The organism is Pseudomonas cannabina (assembly GCF_900100365.1).
Lineage (GTDB): Bacteria > Pseudomonadota > Gammaproteobacteria > Pseudomonadales > Pseudomonadaceae > Aquipseudomonas > Aquipseudomonas cannabina.
On record NZ_FNKU01000001.1, the window covers coordinates 677,465 to 701,248 of the forward strand.

Below are 23,784 nucleotides of genomic sequence, written 5' to 3' on the forward strand. Positions count from 1 at the left end.
AACAATTAACCCGTTCGCACCGTCCCCATTTCCAAGCCGGTTTTTTTCAACCTGCCGGCCTTATTTTACGTTTCTCGAGCAGATTTCTGCCCTCATTTTGCTGAAAGGCGGGCCAGTCCCGCCTTTCAGACGGATTTATCCTGCCGTCTGTTGTAAATACCGCTTGGCCAGCATCAGATTGGCCAACCCAAACAAACTGAACAACTGCGCTGTATTCTTTTCCAGCCCACGGTAGCGAACCTTGCGATGATTGAAGCGCACCTTGATTACCTGGAAGGGGTGCTCGACCTTGGCACGCAGTTGCGCCTTGGCATATTCAATTTTGCGCTTGACCCGATACAGCACGCTGCCTTCGCCGTGCTGCTTGTAACTGCTTGGCCGTTCTGCAATCGACCAGATAACGTCCCGTTCAGCATGCTCCGGTCGCTTGGCCGCACCGGTGTATCCAGCGTCACCCGAAACATAGGTTTCGTCACCGTGAAGCAACTGGCCAACCTGGGTGACATCCGCCACGTTAGCGGCCGTCCCTACTACGCTGTGCACCAGCCCCGACGTGGCGTCTACACCAATGTGGGCCTTCATCCCAAAGTGCCATTGATTGCCTTTCCTGGCCTGATGCATCTCAGGATCACGCTTGCCTTCTCGGTTCTTGACCGAGGGCGGCGCGGCGATCAGAGTAGCGTCGACGATAGTGCCTTCCTTGAGCAGCAGCCCCCGGCTGGCCAGATGCTGGTTAATCGTTTCAAACAGCAGCCGGGTTAGCTGATGGACTTCCAGCAAGCGGCGAAAACGCAGCAAGGTGGTGGCATCCGGTGCAGACTCGCGACCCAGGTCGATACCCATAAAACCGCGGATGGCCTGGCTGTCGTAGACGGCATCTTCGCAACCTTCATCGGAGAAACCGAAACACTGCTGCACGACGTACATGCGCAACATGCGCGACACCCCTATCGCAGGGCGTCCGCGCTTGCCTGCGGTGTTGCTATAAAACGGCGCCACTTGCGCCTCCAGCAGGGCCCAGGGCACCAACTGTTCAAGGTCAGCCAGGAAGCGATCTCGGCGAGTCTGCTTTTTCTTGCCGGTATATTCGAGTTCGGAGAAGGTCTTCTGCACGCGCGTAACGCTCACGGAGAGGGAGGCTGTTGAAGGAACTTAGTGTGCCAAGGGTGGGGACAGTTGGCTATTTTTGCAGCGCCTCCTTAAGTCTTCGAGTCCTAAGGTTGCTGGAATTGAGGGGATATCACTTTGATATTGATTGGTGTCACATTGCCGCTTTTATCACTGTAAGGAGGTTAAATGAGTTATGCATCTCAAGCTCGCGTGACGCCGTCAGAGACGGAGTTGGCTGCAATCAAGGAAAGGCTCGATGCTTTTTTGAATAATGATGAGCAAAAACCTTTGTATACGTTCCTGTCTGGCTCGGTTGCCGAAGGACTGGCGACGCCAAGCTCCGACTATGATGTATATGCCGTTTATGAAACCTGCAGCGAAGGTGAAACGCTTGTTACAGGCGGACCTAGGGAGACGCTGATTTATTCTAAAACCCAGCTGTTGCCCCCAGATAAATCAAGGCCTCCAGAGCGTTGCAGGGACGAAAAATCGAATAAATCAGCGCCTCCCTAGACCTATCGAAGTCACCCGAATTAGCCTCGCTAAAATAGAGCATATCGTCGAGATGCTCTTAGACGGCGAAGACCTACCAAGCATGACAAACTATGAATTGCTGCTGTGTCATCGACTGTATTGCGGGATTGGCCTAACCAACGCTCACAGTTTCGATCAATTGAAAAAAATGTTGGATATCGATATTTTCAGAAAAAGGCTGGGGGATTTCTGTCAGCTCAATGCCGAGCGCTCATTGAGGGCCTCTTCCGGTTTCGTCGATGCGGGAGACTTCGATTCTGCCGTGCTCGCAGCTCGAACCGCGTCAAAGCACAGCTTTAATCAGTTTCTGGTCTTCTGTGGCGCCACGTCTTTACTGGACAAATGGCAGCTACGATATGCACAGCTTTTTATCGGTGAAACACATTTGGCACTGGAGCGCTTTGCGGATGTTTTCGCTGGCGAATTCAGCGGCTCCGTATGCCAAAAAAAAGTTTACCTCCATCGGTGTTATCGCTTTCTGCAGGTCATGTCGGATCATTCCGTGATGTCTAATCGTATGCCTGAAAAGGAATTCTGGACTGTCTCTCGTTTCCTCCCATCTCATCCTTCAGGAAGGAACCGGCTGCTTGAAAAACCAGCAGGTGTTCGTGTTGTTAGTCACGCAGACACTTTTTTCCTACTGCGGGTAAATATCCCGATCATGGAGCTTCCAGTGCCTGCGGTACTGATATGGGCACTGATCGATAACGACTCTTGCGTCAACGACGTTCTGCAACGAGCTATTGAAGGGTTCCAAATATCCAGAGAAGAATGTCTTCAATATCTGCAGGTATTTCTATTGGCTGGTGTTGTTACGATGAGCTGTTTCAACCTTGCTCTGAGTGAGCTGACTGATGACTGATGGTGCGGTCACAGGGTGTATTTTCCCAGTAACCCTAAGAGCTCAATCTGGGCGAAGTTCAGAGCAATTTGATCATATCCAACTATGTTCATAATGAACGTATTTAAAATTAATTATTTAACTATCAAGCTATGAAGTGAGTGTTTATGACAAAAACTTACACAGACGCCACTAACGCCAGGAGATTTCATGATGAGGAGTCTAAGTGCTGGGATATCTATCCGCCTCGTCTGGATATAAGCAAGGGTGATCGAGCCAGCCTAAAAAAACAAAAGCCTTGTGTGCTGTGGTTTACCGGGCTGTCAGGGGCGGGAAAAACCACGCTGTCTAGTTTGGTTGAACTTAAGCTTTTCAAGTTGGGGTATCATACATATGTGCTCGATGGTGACAATGTAAGGAGCGGGCTGAATCGTGACCTTGGCTTCACAGAGCCTGAACGTGCCGAGAATATGCGGAGAGTAGGTGAAGTCGCAAAGTTAATGTGTGATGCGGGATTGATCGTATTATGCGCATTCGTTTCTCCACTTACATCGGAGCGAAAAAAGCTTCGTGATTTTTTTCAACCTAATGAGTTTTTTGAGATTTTTGTGGATTGTCCGTTGGCTACCGTAGAAGCTCGGGATACAAAAGGATTATATAAAAAAGCCCGGATTGGCGACTTGGCGAATTTTACTGGTGTTAACGCTCCATACGAGGCACCCACGACGCCAGACCTTCACCTGAAGACGGAAGTATATTCGCCAGATTATGTCTCTGAGCAATTGATGCAATTTCTTAAAGAGACTGGGTTCATTTAACTGCTCTCATTCATACAATAATCAAAAACGAAAAGGAATGGCAGCCGCACATGAACTCATGTAGGTTCCCTGAGAAGAGCGACTAAGGAGTCGCTGATTTATTCGATTTTTCGTCCCGGCAACGCTCTGGAGGCCTTGATTTATCTGGGGGGGCAACAGCTGGGTTTTAGAATAAATCAGTGTCTCCTTAGGGAGGCGCTGATTTATTCGATTTTTCGTCCCCGCAACGCTCTGGAGGCCTTGATTTATCTGGGGGCAACAGCTGGGTTTTAGAATAAATCAGCGTCTCCTTAGAAATGAAGAAACAGCCGAGTTAAAACGACGAGTTCGTTCTGCCACCATCCCTCAGCGAGAGCGGCGGCTAGCACGCATAATCCTGCTGGCTGCCGAAGGCGAAACTCGAGATAACATCGCACGGTTGACGGGCATTTTCATGCCCAACGATCACGCTCTGGTATCGCCAGATTCAGGCGTTGGAGCGAACACAGCCGGGTTTGCTTTTGGGCATCGGTCACATCCAGACTAAGTCCATGATTTCACCCGCCATGGCACTGTCACGTTATTCGCTGCACTGGGTTACGTCCAAGGGAATTGATCAGCAGCATCGAGCGTTAGGGAGGCGCTGATTTATTCGATTTTTCGTCCCTGCAACGCTCTGGAGGCCTTGATTTATCTGGGGGCAACAGCTGGGTTTTAGAATAAATCAGCGTCTCCTTAGCAGAGGCATCAAGAGTGGCTGACCTTTCTCAACAAGATCAACAAAGAAACGCCTAGGGAGGCGCTGATTTATTCGATTTTTCGTCCCTGCAACGCTCTGGAGGCCTTGATTTATCTGGGGGCAACAGCTGGGTTTTAGAATAAATCAGCGTCTCCCTAAGGAGGCGCTGCAAAAATAGCCAACTGTCCCCACCCTTGGCACACTAAGTTCCTTCAACAGCCTCCCTCTCCGTGAGCGTTACGCGCGTGCAGAAGACCTTCTCCGAACTCGAATATACCGGCAAGAAAAAGCAGACTCGCCGAGATCGCTTCCTGGCTGACCTTGAACAGTTGGTGCCCTGGGCCCTGCTGGAGGCGCAAGTGGCGCCGTTTTATAGCAACACCGCAGGCAAGCGCGGACGCCCTGCGATAGGGGTGTCGCGCATGTTGCGCATGTACGTCGTGCAGCAGTGTTTCGGTTTCTCCGATGAAGGTTGCGAAGATGCCGTCTACGACAGCCAGGCCATCCGCGGTTTTATGAGTATCGACCTGGGTCGCGAGTCTGCACCGGATGCCACCACCTTGCTGCGTTTTCGCCGCTTGCTGGAAGTCCATCAGCTAACCCGGCTGCTGTTTGAAACGATTAACCAGCATCTGGCCAGCCGGGGGCTGCTGCTCAAGGAAGGCACTATCGTCGACGCTACTCTGATCGCCGCGCCGCCCTCGGTCAAGAACCGAGAAGGCAAGCGTGATCCTGAGATGCATCAGGCCAGGAAAGGCAATCAATGGCACTTTGGGATGAAGGCCCACATTGGTGTAGACGCCACGTCGGGGCTGGTGCACAGCGTAGTAGGGACGGCCGCTAACGTGGCGGATGTCACCCAGGTTGGCCAGTTGCTTCACGGTGACGAAACCTATGTTTCGGGTGACGCTGGATACACCGGTGCGGCCAAGCGACCGGAGCATGCTGAACGGGACGTTATCTGGTCGATTGCAGAACGGCCAAGCAGTTACAAGCAGCACGGCGAAGGCAGCGTGCTGTATCGGGTCAAGCGCAAAATTGAATATGCCAAGGCGCAACTGCGTGCCAAGGTCGAGCACCCCTTCCAGGTAATCAAGGTGCGCTTCAATCATCGCAAGGTTCGCTACCGTGGGCTGGAAAAGAATACAGCGCAGTTGTTCAGTTTGTTTGGGTTGGCCAATCTGATGCTGGCCAAGCGGTATTTACAACAGACGGCAGGATAAATCCGTCTGAAAGGCGGGACTGGCCCGCCTTTCAGCAAAATGAGGGCAGAAATCTGCTCGAGAAACGTAAAATAAGGCCGGCAGGTTGAAAAAAACCGGCTTGGAAATGGGGACGGTGCGAACGGGTTAATTGTTCAGCGTCTCCCTAAGCACCTCCAGCTTCATCAGATCGTCGATATGAACCACGCATTGCATTGAGCATCAAGAATCTGAATTTTTGAAAGCATTTACTAGGCCTATCTGTTTGAATTTGGATCCATTCTATTGTACTGCTTTCGAAAAAACTTGCCCATACATCTACGATGTTGCCTATTAATGAATATTGTTTTTACTCAAAAAAACGACAGATTTTTTCGAAAACAGCACACTATAAACCGTCGGTAGTTTCTACAATGGCCAGCAGACCCCATAAACAAGGCCACCCGAAGGTGGCCATGGTCAAGCGTTGATGAGTTGTCTGGCGAGCGCCATTTCTACAGAATCGCCGTCCTGGTTTAACGAGTCCAGTCCAGACTCTGGAACATCCCCTGACGTGCTCTGTGATACGGCGATCTTCTTGGCCATCAGCTGCAGGCAGGTGATCTGAGAGCTGCCGATGTAGCCGAAAAAGATCACCCGGACGTCTTGCTTCTGTCCGATCCTCCATGAGCGCCTTGCCGCCTGTTGCACCGTGTAGACTTTCCAACCCGTCTGCATGAACGCAATGGTCGGAAAGTCGAGCAGATCCAGACCTGTTTTTACGAGCTCCGGGTTGGTGATCAGTACGTCGACGCCTCGATCAACCTGGTCAAGGATCCAGTCCTCGCGCCTGGCGGTGTCCACCGAAGCACGCAGCACTGCCACCTTCAGTCCCGATTGTTCAAGCACTCGCTTCATGCGACTTGTAGTGTCTCTGGTTCCCGTGTAAACCGAGTAGGCCAGAACCCTGCGGTTCAGGGCTTTTTCAGCAAGACATAGGTCCAGAAGTGCCTGTTCCTTAGGGAGACGCTGATTTATTCTAAAACCCAGCTGTTGCCCCCAGATAAATCAAGGCCTCCAGAGCGTTGCAGGGACGAAAAATCGAATAAATCAGCGCCTCCTTAGGCATGAGCTCATCGTCACCGAAGATCAATGGCGCGAAAGCCAGTGTGTCTCTGGATCGAGGATGCTTCACCACCTCAGGTCGAAAGCAGCAGTCCGGCCATGCCAACAGCACGTTCAACACCACCCCTAACAGCGTGGTGTCTCTGCGGGCCAGTGCCTGACGAAGCTCGATGGTCAATGTCTGGGCAAGTTTAAGGTGAGCCGCCTCCTGGTCTGGAGACATCGGCACGTCAATGAACTCCTCCCGGTAACCAGGTAGTAAATTGCCGCCGATATCCTTGAGTTTCAGGAACACAGTGAAGGGTAAAACGAAGCGGTGAATACCTTTCGGGCCGAAACCCGGAGCTTTGACCGTCCGCACCGAGAGTTTCTTACCATTGGCAGTCTTGTGAGAGCTGCCATCACGCTCGGTGTAGATGTCCTTCAATACCCCGTGATCCCGCATAAAAGACATCGCCGCCGGCGCCATGCTTCCTCGCGAGTTGGGCTGATAGCCGTCCTCGATCATACGTCTGGTGAGGATCCGGAACAGGAGGTAGAACAGATCGTCTGCATAGCCGCCCATGAGAGTGCCGGTCAGCAGCACAGTCTTTCGTGCTTTGGCTGCGAGCACGCCCATAGCCTGACCTTGTGCCGATCCACTGTTTTTGTACTCGTGCCCCTCGTCCACGACCAGTAGGTCGAAGCACCCATCAGGTAGGTAGCGCTTGATGAACTCGGTGGGCTGGTAACCCCCCTCGCCGAACCCGAACTCGATGTTGGCCATCGCACGCTCCATGCGCTTGGCCTGGCGGTCGCTGAAGATGAAATTGCCTTTGGCGTCCATCAGGTTGATGAACTCAGAGACATTGTCCAGAAGCATCGAGGCGAGAAAGTCTTCGCCGAAGTCAGACAAAAGCCGTTCTGCACGAACAGGTCCGATTGTAGGGATGCGACACATCGACTTGAGGACCGTGTTGCGGCGGCTGCCGCCATCCGATTTGCCCGGACGCATCAGCGTCCATAAAGCGGCATTACAGTGATCGCAGCGTCGACGTCGCTCTTCACGCTGAAATTCCTCAGCGGTGATCAGATTGCCTTCCTGGTCCTGGAGCAGACGTCCACAATCTGGACACGCTGCCAGGCTCCTTCCACCGCCGGCACGCCGTTGCCAAAAGGCCAGACGCCAGTGGAACCCCATCCGCATCCGCACGCGGCCGAGAATAAAGAACTCCTGACGTCCGTCGTAGGTATCACCCAGTTGATCGCGCAGCTTCAGCAGCTTGACCAGGGTATCCGGTCCGTTGAGCACCCAGACGCGAGCGTCAGGGATGGTTTCGAGGATCTCTCGCCGCCACTTGTAGACTAGGTGCGGAGGCGCGATGACCATCGTCCTGCGATAACCAGCTCCATGCATGACTGCAGCGAGCGCGATGGCCATCATCGTTTTGCCTGTCCCCATCTCGGCATTGATGATGCCAGCCTGCTCATTCTGATCGAGCAAAAGCGCGGCAATGGCCTGGACCACTTGGGCCTGCGCTGGGAAGGGCTGTCGTTTGAGGCCCTCCAGCACCCACTGGCGAGCCGGATTGTCGATGCCGGCATAGACCGGTGGATTGGAGCGGTTGAGTGACTCCAGAAGTTCGTCACCAAACTCCTCGATAAACTCAGTGAGCCCAATATTCAAAGCATCGGCTTTCAGGTGGCTCGAGGCCCTTGGCAATGTAATGTCGTTCATGGTGTTTCTCCGCATGAGAATGAAACAGGGCACGCACGACACCACGGAGGGTATTGGGCATACCCTGCGGGTTGGTTGAGAGAATGTTTTGTTTAATGCGCTGTCAGTAGTCAGACGGCAACATGATGGTGGTCACGGAGCGATCGACCTCGGTGATGATCCAAAGTCTGGTTTCATCTCCAGCGTCAATGTCATACCCGGAAAACAATCGACCTTCAGCACTCAGTGCTTGCTGGTTGCTGTCCCAGTCGTCGTTCGAAATCTCGCCCCAATCGCCCGTCGCGTGACGCCGCAGGTACTGCATCACGTCGAGAGAGTTGTTTTCGAGCAGACTTTGAACGCTATGCGTGAGCACCACACGGCCCAGTTCAAATAAAGCGTCCTGACTACGTGCATCAGTGTTTGAGGTGGTTTCGTGTGCTGCTGGTGTTGTCGCATCTGAGCTGATGGTCAGTGCGCACCCGAGGTAGGATGAGCCTGGCGTCATATCCCATGCCCGAATCCGGGGCACAAAACGATCAGTCAGTATCCGTGTCTCGAAAACGTTGCCGTCCTCGTCCTCGGTGAATTCGGTCTTGGGAACCTTATCCTTGTAAGTGTCGCCCTTGAGCACCAGGACACGCCCGGACCGAGAGGTCACTACACCGGTTATGGCTCCAGCAGCGAGTGCAAGTGCCAAGTGCCACCTTGAAAGTGCCTTCACAGGGGCCCGCGGTTGAGCGCCAGTCTGGCCAAAGTGCAGCGTGAAATCAGGCCATAGGCCTCTCAGACGAAGAACCTCTTCACTGAATTGCTCTGGTTCAAGCGTGATTCGGTAGAATTGTTCCAGATCATTGGCGATCGGCAGGACAGCGTATTGCTCCCATGGCCAAGTGGCCGGTAGCAGATCAGCAGCTTGCTCCCCGGATCCGATTGCCCGCAAATGCTCACGCATCGCCGCCACTTCCCGGGGTCTTGCCAGATCCTGACGCCGTACCCTGATTCCGAATATAACGACCTGTTTGAACGTCCGGTCTACCGCAGCGCATATCCGCAGCCCGGTAAAGTGATTGGTGAGCCAGCCACACAGCTCGTCGTCCAGCACGTAGTGAGGAACGATGAATACCATCACCCCTCCGTACTGAAGCAACGGCAGTGACCGTTGGTAAAATGCCTTCTCCAGCCTTTTGCGGCCGCTACCCTGGTACTGTGAAGCGCCAGAGTGATCAGCGACCAGATCCCCGTAGGGAGGGTTGAGCCAGAGCAGTCCGAAGGACTGTCGAGAGATCATGGTGTCCATCAAGTCACCCTGCAGCACTCGGTCCAGCAACGTTTTCGAGTGATCAGCGCGCTCTTTGTCGTACTCAACCGCATACGCCTCGGTTCGGTCGCGCTCCAGACGGTGTGCGACTTCAGCCAAAGCCACGCCTTCTCCCGAGCACGGATCAAGAATCCGCATCCGTCCCGAGGTCGCCGGCAACAATGCCTGCAGAGTGCGTTCCAGCGTCAGTTCGTCAGTTCGTCAGTCGGGTAGTAGCCATTGCGTGCAAAATTACGGGCAAGCCGTGAAAACATCAAAGCCATGATCGGCTCCTTGGTAGGTTCGGCGCAGCGCTACGCTGTCACTTCAGTGGTCAGTTTTCCTTCGCGAATGAGTTCGCCCAGGGCTATTTCGAGTACGTCCAGCTGCAGTGACAAACGCCAGGCAGTCACCGAGCCAATAGCCCCTGGTAGCGGATGCAGCATGTTGTGCGCAGTAAGGACTTCCATCACCGGCTCACGCCAATGTGGAAGGAAGGGAAGCGGACAAGTGTCTATGATCAGCGGCCACAACCTGTCGAACGGGTCTTGGGCTTGATTGATGAGCGCGTACGCACAGTGGTTTGCTCGATCCGGCTGCGAGCAACGCTGATCGAACAGCCATAAGTGCAACAGGCTGCCGAAGAGCGTTCCGCGAAGCTGGCGAGTGGTGCGTTTTTCCAACTGATCCGTCTCAGGGAACACGGGGATGCGTTGGTCATTCATGACGATGTGAAACTGGTCCAGGCCATTCTCAGCAGAGCCGAGTGTTAGCCTGGCCAGAAACTCCTGCATGGCCGTGTCGCGGCCCCAGGCTGAGAGGAATATCAGGTTTCGCTGCTCGTCACAGACGCACGCGTCGACGTACAGATCCGGGCATTCTTCTATGTGAAAGAGTTGAGTGCGGCTCGGCATTAGGACCTCCAAAACAGGAGGGGAACCGCCCTGAGGGGCGGTGAGGCCCCTCGGGATTCAATGTGTTTAGCGGATAAATACGGGTTTATCGATTGCCGCCCGTGTTTGTTTTTCTGTCTCATACTGCCAGCGACCATCAACGAACGCATCGCGGTCGAAGTCGTAAACTTCAAACACGACGTTTTTGTCGCATGGGTTTAGATGGGTGCAATACAGCTCACCCTCTGAATTCAAACCGGCGGCCCAGTGATCCCCCAGCTTGAGTCGGTAACCCGGTCGACTCTTCAGCAGCATCGTGTATATCTCTAAGATCTGATCGAAACTCAAAGGCTCAGCAGCCACGAGTTTTTTCTCAAGCGGATCGAAGGTTACGGTGTTTGTTTGATACAACGGGCTTTGCCCAGCAATGAATATCTCGCATCGGAAGCGCGGTCGCATTGCTATGGCCGCGTCTGCCTGTTCTATGGTCAGGTCGAGTTCGTCGACCAGAAAGTTCCAGATTTCTGCGTCAGGTGCTTCTTCGTTGTTGGTGAGTTGATCCTCAATGATGTCCAGGATCGCTTTCTTGATATTCATGAAAAGTGGATGCATGTGATGCTCCTTCAGTCAGTAATGAGGAGCACCCATGAGGGAGCCCTCAGGGGATGTGAAAGTAGATAACGTTCAGTTTTGAACAAGGTCAATGAGTGCTGAGATTCCAAATCTGCAGCTTGAAGTCAAGCTCATACCCGAGCTCGCCAAGGCGAACACATTGTTGCCGCAGACGCTGACGGTCTACCGTTGTATCGAGCTTGACTGAACTTCCAAGAGGCCAGATGGTGCCAAACAGCTCTGCATCAGCCTCAAGTGCGGTGACCTGTTTCTCAGGCTCGGATCTCGTCATCCCGAACGGTGCGTCACTGTCAGCAGAAACTGATCTTCTGGGAGTTGTTTGAACAGCCGGACGAGGTTTGGTTGACGACGAGCCTCCCGAGGCTTCTTCGTCGAGTGGGTCCGTTTCGTTGTTGGACAGCCTCTCAGCCTCGTCTGCGCTCAGGTTAGCCACATCGTCCAAAGACATGCTGTCCAGCCTGGCGCGGACTTCGACCACTAATCTGCCGCCGTTTGTGTAGTAGGAGGGACGAATTTCAGTGATAACGAAATCACCTCGATATTTGCCCTCATGGTACTGGTCCAGCAGCGCATCCTTAATAACGAACTCGCCGATGGATGTCGAAAGTCGCCCAACGTTGAAAGCGCCGTTGCGACCGCTGATGGTGCGTATGGCCAAATAGCCGGGCAGGTTGATCATGACTACTCCGGATTATCGGGCAGGCCACTTATATGGGAGCCCGAAAAAAAGCCCGAAGATTCGGGCTTGTTCGTGGTTTCAGGTTGACGACTGGGTCAGAAGAGGTTGAGAGGCTGTTCAGCTCTAAGCGAAATGCAAAGGTAGGAATTGCCGTTTATGGCATCCATCCGATGAAGTCTCAGTTCGAGCCAATGACGCCCCGAGCGGTCACCGTTGGGCAGAAAACGATAGATGCCGAAGTCGATCTGAACCTCATCTGGCTGCAGATGCAGCTCACGATAGGCTTCGAGTACGACTTCGCCAAGACGAGTGCCGACCTCCGCAATGTGTGATGGTTGTTCCAAATGAACCGATTCTTTCCAGGCGGAAGGAGTCAGCACAACAGGCAGTTTCAGCAAAGTGGATGGCAAGTGATTTATGGTGATGGACATAGTAATTCTCCAGGTGCGGGCAACCACCTGGCCCGACCGGGAGGTGAATTACCCGGTCAGGTTGGTTTACGTTCTTGAGAACGGTTAGTTAGAATCTTTCTATAACGTGAAAGTCATCTGGCATACGTGTCGTATCAGGACATCATTGCGGTAGCCATCAAGGAAAGGAAAGTGGCTACCAATCCTCCAGCCCCTATCTGAGTCAATACTTGCGCGGACATTTGCTGTCCACATTCTAAAAAAAAGATGCTTAACACTGTAAGCACGAGCGTAGCGATGGCGCTTTTCATGAAATCGACACCTAGTGTGATGTTTTCGAAATAAGTTACTTATTGCCTGCGGTTTCAAGTGCTTCACGCGCCCGTTGAATTTTGTTCAGAATCTCCTCTCCCTTTGCGTTCCAAACGTATCGGGTCGGCTGAGCATTACGTAACGCCATGAACGCTGTAATGGAGCTCTCCAGCTCGCGAACCGAGGCAAAACTGCCGTCGCGAAGATACACCGTGATGTCTCGAAAGAAGCGTTCAACCATGTTCATCCAAGAGCTGGAGGTCGGCGTGAAATGAATATGAAAACGCGGATGCTTCGCCAGCCAGGCCTTCACTGCGGCATGCTTGTGGGTCGCGTAGTTATCGACGATCAGATGAAGCTGGAGGTGTTTGGGCGTTTCTTTATTGATCTTCTTGAGAAAGGCCAACCACTCTTGATGCCGGTGCTGACGCTCGATGCTGCTGATCAATTTTCCTTGGAGGTAATCCAGTGCGGCGAATAACGTGACCGTGCCATGACGGGTGTAATCATGGGATTTAGTCTGGATATGACCGATGCCCAAAGGCAAACCCGGCTGTGTTCGCTCCAACGCCTGAACCTGGCTTTTCTCATCACAGCACAACACTAAAGCCTTATCCGGTGGGGCCAGATAAAGCCCGATCACATCCCAGAATTTCTCCTCAAACTGCGGATCGTTGGACAACTTGAATGTGCGCGTCAGGTGGGGCTTTAAATCATTGGCAGCCCACAGCTTATGGACGGTGGTCGAGGAAATACCCGCCGCCTTTGCCATGCTCCGACAGCTCCAGCGTGGTTCTCCGATGCGAGGACGGGTGACCTGTTCCAGGACACGGCGAACTGTCTCGGCAGGCAAAGATGACTTGCGTCCACGCCCAGGTTCGTCGACCAGTCCGCCCAGTCGACGAGCCTGGAAACGCTGGCACCAGAGCGTGATCGTTGGGCAGGAAAAGCCCGTCAAACGTGCAATGTTGTCTCGGGTTTCACCTTCGGCAGCCAGCAGGATTATGCGTGCTCGACGACCCTCTCGCTGAGGTATGGTGGCAGAGCGAACGCGTCGTTTGAGTTCGATCGTTTCTTCAAGGCTAAGCGTGATGTCCAGAGCGCTCACGATAAGCTCTCCACGGCTGGGATGACATCTGAAGTGTAGCCGAAAATAACGAAAAGATATTTCGCGAACAGCACACTAGGTTGTGATGAAAAGAAAAGGCGCCTGCAGGGGCGCCTTGAGGTTGTAAAATATCTATCAAGCGGCTTGTTTCTCTCCTCGTCCTGCGCGAGCTGGTTTTGCTCGTGTTGGCTTAGAGGGAGTAGCAGTTGGAGCTACATCAGTTGGTTCGCTTGCGGCAGACGCCTCGGAATGAACGACTGGGGTAGTTTCCGACTCTGAACTTTCAGAAGAGGCAGGTGCTTCTTCTTTCTGCGGAGCCTGATAGACGTATTCACCTTCAACTTTGATCCAGGCAAGGTACAAGAGACGGCCTTTGAGGCTGACACCTGCTTGGCCCTGCTTAGCACCACTGCTGTAGGTAAAAACATCAGCCCAGATATCGCCAATCCGGAAAGAGACAAGAACCTTCTTCTCGGCAGCAACAGCTTCCTGGCAACGGCGAATCAGCTTGTCAGCTTCAGCACCAACCACGTTGCAGTCGATATAAGCGTACTCAGCCGAGTCAGTGCTGCCTTTGAGGGCGGCCACTGTGACAGCCATGAAAGGATTCCCTTTACGGGGTTTCACTTCACGAATGCGGTTGAGATAGCCAATACCAGTGGTATGCAGGTCGAAGTATTTGCTTTCGTTAGTAGAGTTGCTCATGGTGTGTCTCCAGTTTTGAATGATCAAAGCGGAGATACACTTCGCCCAGGGGGAAGGTATTCCCCGCATGGGTGGTAGAGCGAAATTTCACGACAATCAATGCATGAATCTGAACGCAGTAAGCATAACGCCTACGGCAGCAGTCAGCATGACAGCCATACGAATGGTGAGTTTCAGTTCGAGTCTAGACTCGAGATTGTCGATGTCGGCTTTTGTCGCGAGTTGCGTTTGCATATCCGACTCCAAAGCATCGACTACTGCAGCGGCGCGTTTTTCCTCCACATCAATCGAAATCAATGCTTGGTACAGCGCAATACTGCTTTTCATGAAGGTCTCCTGCTGAGCGCGAGACCTACCCTACGGGAAAGGTCCCGATGGGTGTGAGAATCAATGTGCATTCATCAATCAAATAATCTGATCAACCGTTCGCGCTTCCGAATGCTTTGCGAACTAGGGGGTGGATTAATGCGTGGAACGCATCGTAGTCATGAAATCCAGACTACCTCGGGCATGTTGCTGACAACGTCAGCGGTACATGGCTTTAGAATCCTTTACGGGCGATTCGTTTGTCAACCCTCCCAATGAAAAAAGCCCCTCAATGAATGAGGGGCTTGTCGGGGGAGGGGGAGTATCAAGCAATGAGCGGGTCCAGAGAGCCCAGTACAGGGCCCTTAACGGCTGGTTCAGCATCCTGCTTTTTGGAGGTGGCGGGTGCCTTTGATGCGCGAGGTTTGCGGGGTTTCTTCACCGGCTTGGTCTGAGCTTCTTGCGTATTAGCCTCATACCAATCATGAAGGTTGATCCCTTTGTGACGTACTATGGCTGGGACGCTGCAGTAGTTTTCGCACTCGTCGTGGGTCATTGCAGGTTCGGGCATTTTCCTGCACTGCGGTGCCGCCATATGGACGTTTGCAGGGCTGAGCTTCTGGTTGAACGCACGTGTGCATTCACGCAATGCCGTGCCGACCCTAACGCCAAAACGAAAGCTTGCTGTACTCATGGTGTTTCTCCAGGGAAAAATGCGGAGAACACCGCCCGAGTGGGGAGTGATTCCCCGCTGGGTGAGTGACGTGTTTAATGTGCATCCATCGGCGTTTACATCACCGATCGTTCGCGCCTCCGGAAGCTTTGCGAACTTTAGGTTGGATCAACGCGTAGAACGCATCGTAGTCATGAGATCCAGACTACCTGGGGTGCTGCTGAGAACATCAACGCCATAGGCGCAAGATATTGAGGACACTCCGGATACAGGCGTTCTTTGTGTTGAGGACAATGGCTTTCATGCCGGTTCTACTTGCTTCTGCAATTTCCTCTTGACGCCAGCGCTCCTCTTTCTCGGCCCACTCTTTGCGGATGAGCTCCGAATCATCCTCGGGGTAATATCCATCTGTACTGAAGTCCCCATGGTCATCTGGCCCAGGGAGCTCAAAACACCCACAAGGACAAGTGTCTTCAGTCAGACCGTGGCTGCAGATGCCGTGACTACGAATATCGTCCATGTGTGCCTCAATTTCCGACGGTGAAAGATAACCATAGGCATAGCGTGCATAGGCAAATGCCTCCGCCACTTCGGGTGACGTTTCGTCACCGCCAAAAGTCTCGATCATCCGCGAACAGAAATGTTTGAGGACCATGGTTTCGTATGTGGGAAACTTGCAACATGCGTCGCCGTACAGCATGTTGACGCGTTCAGTAATCTCAACATTTTGGAGTGGTGAGCGTGAAGCCGCGTGGTTCGACATGGTCTATCTCCGTTCAAACAGCAGAAAACGGAGACACTTGTCCCCGAGGGAAAGTATTCCCCGAGGGTAGGTGAGTTATATGATATGACTCGGCTAAGCCGAGTGCAGCACGGTGTGCGACGTGAATTATGCATCCATCGGTACGGAATACCGATCGTTCGCGCCTCCGGAAGCTTTGCGAACTTAGGGATGGATCAATGCGTTGAACGCACCGTAGTCATGAGATCCAGACTACCCGGGCATGTGGCTAACAACGTCAGCGGTACATGTCTTGAGAATGAGAATTCGGGGAGGGCTTGTCAAGCAGTAGTAGCGCAGGAGTCGCTTATGATCTTGGGTGAACGGCAATGACGTGATGAATCGCACACCATTTAGGCGAGAGCGCTCGCCAGATCGGGGATCACTTGAGCGCAGCGGCCAAGAGGATAACGATGAGAATCGTGCTGAGAGTTATCATCGTCACAGACGATCACTCTCAGCCAATGTGGGCTTGGCTATAACTTGAAAAATGTGCCACCTGTGAGCGCAAGCTCAGCGAGGATCCCTGGGCATTGATCGCACGCATTGCTTCATCGACATCACCCGACCCGTTGTCGTGGCTTGGGCCAGTAATCAAAAGGCACGCATTCGCGCACAAAAGGAGCCCGTTTTTTCACCGGCGGGCACCGGCAGCGAAAAGTGGCTACCTCGGAAGGTAACCTGGTCATCCAGCGCGCTGCGAGATGACCAGGTTACCTTCCGAAAAAGCGGGGGAATTTGAAAAAAAGTGGGCCACAACACCAGTGTGACCCTGAGACGATTATGCATCGAACCTTCCATGAACCCTATGTGCCTATGAACCCGCTTTCACGAGTTAGACGGCTGCGTGTCTGCTATTGAACAGGGAGACACAGGGAGAATTCACAACAAGATCTGTACGCCCCTCCCGATGCTTTGCGTACTTTGGGGTTGGAGAATGAAGGCAAGGCCGACTTCTCCAGGGTGTCACTGATGACCGTCAGTGACCAGCGGGGTGGAACAGTTAATGGATCTATTGTGGCACATCATTTGTCAGGCCGCCATATCCAGTGGTTCAAGCGGTTTTGGTCGTGGCGGTGCGCGTCTTGGCTGACTTGCCCGGCGATTTTTTCTTCCCTGTACCGATGTTCACCGTACCTTTGCATTCGGGGTACCTGGTACACGCCCAGAAAACACCTGAGGCTCCTTTGCGCTGCGAGGTTTTCGCGTTGCACAACGGGCACTTGGGACCTTCGGGAACCTTGATCGACAAGGTAGTGCCCTTGTACTGATCGACGAGCCTGGTGATCCAGCTCGATTGCCTGGCGATAAAGTCATCGAGCGTCAGGGTGCCTTGCTCGATCATGGTGAGCGCCTGTTCCCAGATCGCAGTGGTGCCGGGGTCGGCCACTGCTGGAGGCACCGCATCGATCAGTGAAAACGCTGCTTCAGTTGCCCGCAGCGCGCGACCTTTCTTGATGAGCGAACCTCGGTCGATCAGGCCCTGGATTGTCCCGGCGCGAGTTGCTTCCGTCCCGATCCCCGTCGTTTCTTTTAGCTTCTGAGCCAGCCGTGGATCCTTGACCAGCTTGGCGATGGTCTTCATTGCCTTAACCAACGTGCCCTCGGTGTAGGGTTTGGGAGGTTCTGTCTTCAGCGCTTTCAGCTGCAGGTCCTGGATGTCACATCGAGAGCCAACCTGCAGCATTGGCAGGGTCTGTGACCGACCCCCGCTTTCGTCTCCCTCTTCCTCGGATGAGTTAGAAAATAGAATTTTCCAGCCCGGCACCACTATTCGCTTGCCCACTGCCTGGAGTGAAACTGCATTGGATTCGAAGGTCGCCACGGTACGATCGTATTCATGGTTAGGCAGGAACTGCGCAAGAAAGTGAGCGCGGATCAACTCATAGACCCTGCGCTCCTTCTCAGACATTGCTGAAAGGTTCGCGGGTTCCAGGGTCGGGATGATTCCATGGTGGGGCCCCGTGATTTTTTTGTCATTCCACGCCCGTGAGCGCTGCTCCGGGTCGATCAGCAGGAGTGCCTTACCAATAGTGGGATCAGTTCGGTTGATGGCATCTAGTACCATAGGCACCTCATCCAGCATGCTCTCTGGCAGGTAACCACAATCGGTTCTGGGGTAGGTTGTTGCTTTGTGGGTTTCGTAGAGGGCCTGGGCGACGTCGAGCGTCTCTTGAACCCCTAGCCCGAATTTCGCCGAGCATACCTCCTGCAGGGTGCTCAGATCGAAGGGGAGCGGCGCGACATCCCGACCACGCTCGATCTCCACAGAGATAGCCGTAGCCGTCTGGCTATTTTGCAGCGCATTGAGCGCGGCAGCCGCTGCACTCTGATCAAGGCAGCGTCCTTCTTCGTCGGTGACTGATTCATCGGCGACCCATTTAGCCAGGAACGAGTGCCCGGCAGTGCAGAGTTGAACGTCAAGACCCCAGAACGGCTTGGGGATGAAGTTTGAAATTTCGCGATCCCGATCGACCACCAGGCGAAGGGTCGGTGTTTGAACACGGCCGACGGACAGCACGCCGGTGTACCCGGCCTGTCGTCCGAGCAGAGTGAACAACCGAGAGAAGTTCATGCCGATCAGCCAGTCCGCCCTTGAGCGTGCGAGCGCTGATAGGTATAGCGGATAGGTTTCCGCACCCTGTTTGACGCTGTTGAGCGCCTGGCGAATGGAGGCCTCATTCAGGGCCGAAAGCCACAGCCTCTGAATCGGCCCACGGTACCCACAATACTCGATCAGCTCGCGCGCGATCATCTCACCTTCGCGGTCGGCATCGGTCGCGATCACCAGTTCTGTTGCTTCTTTGAGCAACTGCTTCACGACCTTGAACTGGCTGGCGGTCTTCGGTTTGACGATGACTTTCCACTGTGCAGGTAGAATGGGAAGCGTATCCAGGCTCCAGTTTTTCAGGTGATCGCCGTAGGCATCCGGCGCAGCAGTTTCCAGCAAGTGGCCAATGCCCCACGTGACGGCCACCCCCGGCCCTCTGAGGCAGCCGTCACCCCGGGTTTTTGCTCCGAGTACGGCGGCAATGTCTTTACCCTGGCTGGGCTTCTCGCACAGATACAAACGCATAAGGACTCCGATGAGATCGTGTAGCTCAAAGGGAAACCTTGCCTGTCTGCTGAATGAAACGCTCTAGGGAGACGCTGATTTATTCTAAAACCCAGCTGTTGCCCCCAGATAAATCAAGGCCTCCAGAGCGTTGCAGGGACGAAAAATCGAATAAATCAGCGCCTCCCTAGGAAACCGTAGATTAGTTCTGGGGGGTTGAAATTTCGCTTTGTGTGGTGCTCTTCTGATTCTTTTTGGCGGTTCTTAACATCGAAAAGCTGATATACAACGCCATACAGAATCCGGCCTCTTGCTCCGACCGAACTGGACCTAAGGAGCCGCTGATTTATTCGGTTTTCGTCCCAGCAACGCTCTGGAGGCCTTGATTTATCAGGGGGCAACAGCTGTGCTTTAGAATAAATCAGCGTCGCCCTAAACGCCGCAGAATGCGATAACGGTCTGATGAGTGTTCAAAAGTTATTTAGTATACTGTTTGCGTAATAACCTACTAATTATCGATAAGGTAACCCGTTGATAAAAGTTGACTCTACGGGAATCAGCAGCTATTTTTTTCGAAAACAGTGCGCTAGTGTACTGTTTTCGAAAAAGCCAGTTGTTGACTAACGGAAAATTCAAATTTTATCAATGACTTAGGTTGCAGGTCATGGGTGAATTATTTCGCAAACAGTACACTAGAAGTTTCGATTTTAAGATATTTGTTGTCGTTTTTTGAACTGGTTCCATATTTCTTCCTCGTACGGGCTCATAGAAACAATGTTTTTTTGAGAGAGTACGATTGAGAAATCGATTTTTCGGCCTTTAAGTGTCATCTCTTTAGTTACAGCAGAGTAATCTGTGGTATAGGTAACCTTTAAAGAATCTTTATCCCTATAGCCACTCATGGTTGGAACAATCTCGAAATCTTCATCCATACCACCGGCTTCGTGCAAATCGCCGATATGCGAGACTCGCCCGACGTAAACCTTACGATCTTCCATAGAGAACATGTACAGGCCGTTCTCATCCCGCATAGATCTCATAAGATGCCGCGTCAGTGGTCGGCTAGGTACCTTTGATGCTAGAATCAGACCTTTGATGGTCGGAGCCAATGCCCTATGCCTAATCATTAGCAGTAGCGTAAACAGGCGTGGTGATAGCCAAGCTATTACCAATGAGATTGCGGATGCTTGAACAAGAAACGCCCATATGGGCGCCTCTCTGGCTTCAGTTATTTGGTTATGGATAAGAAAGCCTTTGAAGTACTTGATATAATCAATATATTTGCTTGGTTCCGATGCAAAAAAACCATGTTTGCTCGCGTAAATTAACCCAAAGCTTGCAGCGCAACCAACAGCAAAAATGAAAATTCCAGTTTTGGCTATCAGCATGTACAAAAGCTGACCGTCGTAGCGGCTCATGGTCGCTTGCCGGTAAATGCTTCCACTGCAGAATAGGTAGCCGCTAACCAAAATAGGCAGAATGAGAAGCAGCCCCATCAGCCATTAGCCACAATTTTTCTTGCTTTTTCGCTAGCTTCAATGAAGCGTTTGCTTGTCAGGATTTCTTGAGTGTCAATTGACATTCCACCGCGATCGCTGATGCGTAACGTTTTGAGTCCGCGCAGCGATTCAAGGATTTCTTTTTCATGCTTGCTAGTTTTAAAAAGTAACCCAAGCATTTTCATTCTCCAGGTCGGCTTTCGTGGAAACGCATGAACAATGTCCAATTCTGTTCATTCACCGCTTAATCTAGCACAGCGCACGCGAATTTTCTCATCTATCGTTCAGTTTAGGCAATTGAGAACAAAGGCTTTTAACCGCTTTGCCAAGCTGCGTGCAAGGCGCGAAGAACACGGCTATCTGGTACCTTATGGAGACGCTGATTTATTCTAAAACCCAGCTGTTGACCCTGATAAATCAAGGCCTCCAGAGCGTTGCAGGGACGAAAAATCGAATAAATCAGCGGCTCCCTAACGCATTGCTTGTCGCGGTGTCAGGTCATGAGAGTTTTCTTTATGCGTACAGGGCGTGTGGGCTTTGTCAGCTTTTTTCGTTCGAGCTCCGGCTGTCGCGTAACTCTGCATACTCGGCCAAGGCGTTCCTATAGATGAGAACCTTCCACTCATGTACCAGCCACCGCCCCATTTACAGTTTCCCTTGGTATGCGGGCACGGGCGATGACTTTTGCTGTGTCGGGGAGTCTTCCGCAGGTTTTGGAGTTTCCGGCAATTGGTAACCAGGGCGCAGTACAAAACACACGCCGCGCGTCACTTCGTTGACTTTGACCTGCCATGCGGGACCTGCGAGGACCTGCAGGGTGTTGCGCAGGCTCATGGGGCCGAGCTTGTACTGCGCCGAAGGAAGGGGGCGCGTGAACAGGATGTTTACATGATTCGTCGTCGGTGGGCACAAGGTGTAGCCCGAGCGACTGAGAACATACTGCATCGCATCCTGGACGGACGGGTGCATGTTGGGAGGAATGCTGACATCGATTATCTGGGCCATCAGGTCGCGTTGTTCGGCTTGTGGAGCGGTATTCACCAGGGCGTATCGACCGTAGCGAACCATCGGCTCCTGACCTGACTTGGCGCCACTTGAATACAGGTCTGGCGAGAGCAGCTCAGGATTCTGGCTGGTGTCGAAAGCTGGTCCATCCGGCTTGTCCGGCACAGAGGTACATCCGGCGAAGATCGCGAGTATGGACAGTGTGGAAAGCTGCTTGATCATGTGTGCCTTGACCCCATTTCTTGATGGTGACCAAGGTGCCAGCGCTTCAATTACAAAGCACTGCTAAACCCTTAACGGATCGATTCAGGTTATTGGGCAGAGGAGACAATACGCAAAGGAGGGCAGTAGCGGCTACCCTCCAGAAAAATTGATCAGTCGATCAACTCTTTGAGCTTTTCATCAATGTGATCAATAGCTCAAAAGCATGGCAACCTGCCACAGTGATCAGAGGATATCAGCAAGAGCCTTCTTGCTTGACTCCTCCGCTTCTGGATCGATCAGATCACTGGCTAGTGCGCGTTTGTCCATGAGCATCTGCCACAGCTGCTGATCGATAGTGTCCTCAGCCAGTGGGATTTTGACTACCACCATGCGCAGTTGCCCATTGCGATACGCCCGGTCTTCAGCTTGGTCCTGTAGCCCCGGCGTCCAGGGCAGCCCCAGGAAAAAGACATAGTTTGCCGCAGTTAGGTTGTACCCTGTGCCGGCGGCCGACCGGGTCCCGATGAACACCCTGCAGTCCTGATCCTGCTGGAAAGCATCAATCGCCTTCTGTCGCTTCTTGGGCGAGTCGCTGCCCACCAACGTCACGCACCCGATTCCCATCTTGAGGCAGTGCTCACGCAACGTGGCCACCGATTCCTGATACTCGCAGAAGAGGATCACCTTGTCGTCGACGTCCAGCTCGGCCATCAGGTCCGCCACGATCCGTACTTTCACGCGCTCGAGCAGTTGACGCAGTGCGCCCAGCCTTGCGAATCGGTGCTGGTCGCTGCGCATGATCTGATTGTACTCGTCACGCTCAACCTGGCTCAGGATCACGGGCACAGTCTGGCGCTGCTTGCCCTTCAGGTTGGGTAGCACATCCTTACGGCGGCGAAGCATCCAATCAGATATCTCATCTCGAAGCGTCTTGCGAAACTCAGGACTGCCGGCGAATCGCTCGCAGAATTCGTTGAGTGGTAGTTGGCCAATCGGATGACCTGAAAGCCTGAGCAGTGTGTGCAGCTCCGCTTCGCGATTGAGCACAGGCGTGCCCGTCAACAGATAGCGGTTTTGCACCTGAGCCGCGATGTCGAAGCCGTGGCGTGTCCACGCAGCAGTGGGTTCCTTGAGTCGATGAGCCTCATCGATGACCATCACTGCGAAGCAGCCAGCGTGCCTCACAAAATCGCCCAGACGTTCGTAGTTGACGATGATCCAGCCTGCCTGCGCATCGAAGGTTTGCAGGGCAATCTGAGCCTCTGGAAACACCATCAGGATTTCGCGCTGCCAGTTGATGATCAAGCTATTGAGCACAATCACCAGAACCGGTTTTCCTTGGGCACGTATACCAGCGGCAATCACCGCCTGGCGTGTTTTGCCCAGCCCCATGTCATCGGCCAGCAGTGCGCTGGTGCGCTGTAGCAAATGACGAATACCAGCAGGCTGGTGACCCATGAGCGAGAATTTCTCCACCGCCTTGTCGATCTCTGCATTCGTGAGTTCGGTGTTTTTGATCGAGGGCACCGACGCCAAATAGATGCCCGAGTCAGAAACCTCCTCCTCGGACTTCGTCGACTCCGGGGAGTACCCGCCCAAGCTGATGCTGGTGACTTCACGCACGGGAGAAACAGACCCGTCGGCAAGCAGTTCTTGCAAGGTATCCAGAATCTCGAACTGATCCTCAGCCAGGCCCAGCTCCAGGATCAGGTTGCTTCGGACCAACTCCGCGGTTCCTTGGACCCGCCAGGCTTTGCCCGCCGAGAGGTATACTCCGCGCATGCGCTTGGCGATGGCGACAGCACCTGGATGAAAGTCTCCCGACAGAATCACGCCCCCTTCCGCCAACGGCGCGAGCCGGAACTTCATCCCCCAGGTGAATGCGTCACGGTGTGTATCGGACTGGGCAGAGGTGATCCTGTCCCGAAAGGCTTGCCAGCTTTCGATGTGTTTCCCATTCGCGAGCTCCGCCAGTTCCCGATACAGCACATCGAGGTCATCGAGCAGCTTGGCTTTGGGCACGCGCCAGAACTGATTTAGCGGGTGATCAGATCGGCGTATGAAAAAACCACCCCGGCGCAACAACAGCTTGTTGGCACCTTCGAGGTAGCTAAGGGAAAGTCCGAAGTCGTATCCATCGTAGATGGCTTTGCGCAGCAGCACTGGACGCTTGTTCATCAATCGCGGTGCGGCCATGT

18 protein-coding genes and 4 pseudogenes are annotated in these 23,784 nt (G+C 53.2%); 5 read left to right on the plus strand and 17 right to left on the minus strand.

What is annotated here, in order from left to right; genetic code table 11:
• Window positions 1-135: 135 nt before the first annotated feature.
• Window positions 136-1,113 carry an IS5 family transposase gene (locus BLT55_RS03255; RefSeq protein WP_007247761.1) on the minus strand — a complete coding sequence of 326 codons (978 nt, stop codon included), beginning with the start codon at window positions 1,111-1,113 and terminating at the stop codon, window positions 136-138.
• A 183-nt stretch (window positions 1,114-1,296) separates the two neighbouring features.
• Between BLT55_RS03255 and BLT55_RS31545 the strand changes: the two genes are divergently transcribed.
• The 5 genes and pseudogenes from BLT55_RS31545 to BLT55_RS03275 all read left to right on the plus strand — a co-directional run bounded on the left by BLT55_RS31545 (window position 1,297) and on the right by BLT55_RS03275 (window position 5,244).
• Window positions 1,297-1,623, plus strand: a complete 327-nt coding sequence (locus BLT55_RS31545; RefSeq protein ID WP_074799992.1) for a DNA polymerase beta superfamily protein — start codon at window positions 1,297-1,299, stop codon at window positions 1,621-1,623.
• An 82-nt stretch (window positions 1,624-1,705) separates the two neighbouring features.
• On the plus strand, window positions 1,706-2,506 hold the full coding sequence (locus tag BLT55_RS03265) for a hypothetical protein (RefSeq protein ID WP_139206373.1): 801 nt from the start codon (window positions 1,706-1,708) through the stop codon (window positions 2,504-2,506).
• 146 nt (window positions 2,507-2,652) lie between these two features.
• Entirely contained in the window at window positions 2,653-3,303 is a 651-nt protein-coding gene (gene cysC, locus BLT55_RS03270; RefSeq protein ID WP_074799995.1) for an adenylyl-sulfate kinase, read from the plus strand.
• Between the two features lie 274 nt (window positions 3,304-3,577).
• Window positions 3,578-3,915, plus strand: a pseudogene (locus BLT55_RS31555) (helix-turn-helix domain-containing protein); the annotation flags it as partial.
• Between the two features lie 351 nt (window positions 3,916-4,266).
• Window positions 4,267-5,244 carry an IS5 family transposase gene (locus BLT55_RS03275; protein WP_074799822.1) on the plus strand — a complete coding sequence of 326 codons (978 nt, stop codon included), beginning with the start codon at window positions 4,267-4,269 and terminating at the stop codon, window positions 5,242-5,244.
• A 438-nt stretch (window positions 5,245-5,682) separates the two neighbouring features.
• Here BLT55_RS03275 and BLT55_RS03285 read toward each other — a convergent pair.
• The 16 genes and pseudogenes from BLT55_RS03285 to BLT55_RS03365 form a co-directional block, all read right to left on the minus strand.
• Window positions 5,683-8,044: pseudogene (locus BLT55_RS03285) on the minus strand (SNF2-related protein).
• A 103-nt stretch (window positions 8,045-8,147) separates the two neighbouring features.
• A pseudogene (locus BLT55_RS03290) lies at window positions 8,148-9,607 on the minus strand (DUF6094 domain-containing protein).
• A gap of 30 nt (window positions 9,608-9,637) precedes the next feature.
• Entirely contained in the window at window positions 9,638-10,237 is a 600-nt protein-coding gene (locus BLT55_RS03295) for a hypothetical protein (protein WP_074800001.1), read from the minus strand.
• A gap of 66 nt (window positions 10,238-10,303) precedes the next feature.
• The gene (locus BLT55_RS03300) at window positions 10,304-10,828 is read right to left on the minus strand and encodes a hypothetical protein (RefSeq protein WP_074800004.1); all 525 of its coding nucleotides are present in this window, start codon (window positions 10,826-10,828) and stop codon (window positions 10,304-10,306) included.
• An 88-nt stretch (window positions 10,829-10,916) separates the two neighbouring features.
• Complete coding sequence (locus BLT55_RS03305; RefSeq protein WP_046835360.1) at window positions 10,917-11,528, minus strand: DUF3275 family protein; 612 nt, start codon at window positions 11,526-11,528, stop codon at window positions 10,917-10,919.
• A gap of 95 nt (window positions 11,529-11,623) precedes the next feature.
• The gene (locus tag BLT55_RS03310; protein WP_057446887.1) at window positions 11,624-11,959 is read right to left on the minus strand and encodes a hypothetical protein; all 336 of its coding nucleotides are present in this window, start codon (window positions 11,957-11,959) and stop codon (window positions 11,624-11,626) included.
• A gap of 325 nt (window positions 11,960-12,284) precedes the next feature.
• The gene (locus tag BLT55_RS03315; RefSeq protein WP_074800012.1) at window positions 12,285-13,358 is read right to left on the minus strand and encodes an IS630 family transposase; all 1,074 of its coding nucleotides are present in this window, start codon (window positions 13,356-13,358) and stop codon (window positions 12,285-12,287) included.
• Window positions 13,359-13,493: 135 nt separating this feature from the next.
• Window positions 13,494-14,063, minus strand: coding sequence for an STY4534 family ICE replication protein (locus BLT55_RS03320; protein ID WP_004662780.1), 570 nt, complete (start codon window positions 14,061-14,063; stop codon window positions 13,494-13,496).
• A gap of 96 nt (window positions 14,064-14,159) precedes the next feature.
• Complete coding sequence (locus BLT55_RS33380) at window positions 14,160-14,390, minus strand: hypothetical protein (protein ID WP_004662782.1); 231 nt, start codon at window positions 14,388-14,390, stop codon at window positions 14,160-14,162.
• A 304-nt stretch (window positions 14,391-14,694) separates the two neighbouring features.
• Complete coding sequence (locus BLT55_RS03330) at window positions 14,695-15,063, minus strand: hypothetical protein (RefSeq protein ID WP_044293636.1); 369 nt, start codon at window positions 15,061-15,063, stop codon at window positions 14,695-14,697.
• A gap of 208 nt (window positions 15,064-15,271) precedes the next feature.
• Window positions 15,272-15,805 (minus strand): hypothetical protein, encoded by a 534-nt coding sequence (locus BLT55_RS03335; protein WP_017704441.1) that lies wholly within the window; start codon window positions 15,803-15,805, stop codon window positions 15,272-15,274.
• A 1,072-nt stretch (window positions 15,806-16,877) separates the two neighbouring features.
• A complete protein-coding gene (locus tag BLT55_RS03340; RefSeq protein WP_074800015.1) occupies window positions 16,878-18,899 on the minus strand; it encodes a DNA topoisomerase III in 2,022 nt (673 codons plus the stop codon).
• Window positions 18,900-19,585: 686 nt separating this feature from the next.
• Window positions 19,586-20,374 (minus strand): hypothetical protein, encoded by a 789-nt coding sequence (locus BLT55_RS03345; protein ID WP_004663587.1) that lies wholly within the window; start codon window positions 20,372-20,374, stop codon window positions 19,586-19,588.
• Window positions 20,374-20,556 (minus strand): hypothetical protein, encoded by a 183-nt coding sequence (locus BLT55_RS03350; RefSeq protein ID WP_004663588.1) that lies wholly within the window; start codon window positions 20,554-20,556, stop codon window positions 20,374-20,376. Before BLT55_RS03350 ends, BLT55_RS03345 begins: the two co-directional genes overlap by 1 nt.
• A gap of 496 nt (window positions 20,557-21,052) precedes the next feature.
• Window positions 21,053-21,604 (minus strand): annotated as a pseudogene (gene pilL2 / locus BLT55_RS03360) (PFGI-1 class ICE element type IV pilus protein PilL2); the annotation flags it as partial.
• 225 nt (window positions 21,605-21,829) lie between these two features.
• Window positions 21,830-23,782: a DEAD/DEAH box helicase gene (locus tag BLT55_RS03365; protein ID WP_054999506.1), complete on the minus strand. Its 1,953-nt coding sequence runs from the start codon at window positions 23,780-23,782 to the stop codon at window positions 21,830-21,832.
• Window positions 23,783-23,784: the final 2 nt, after the last annotated feature.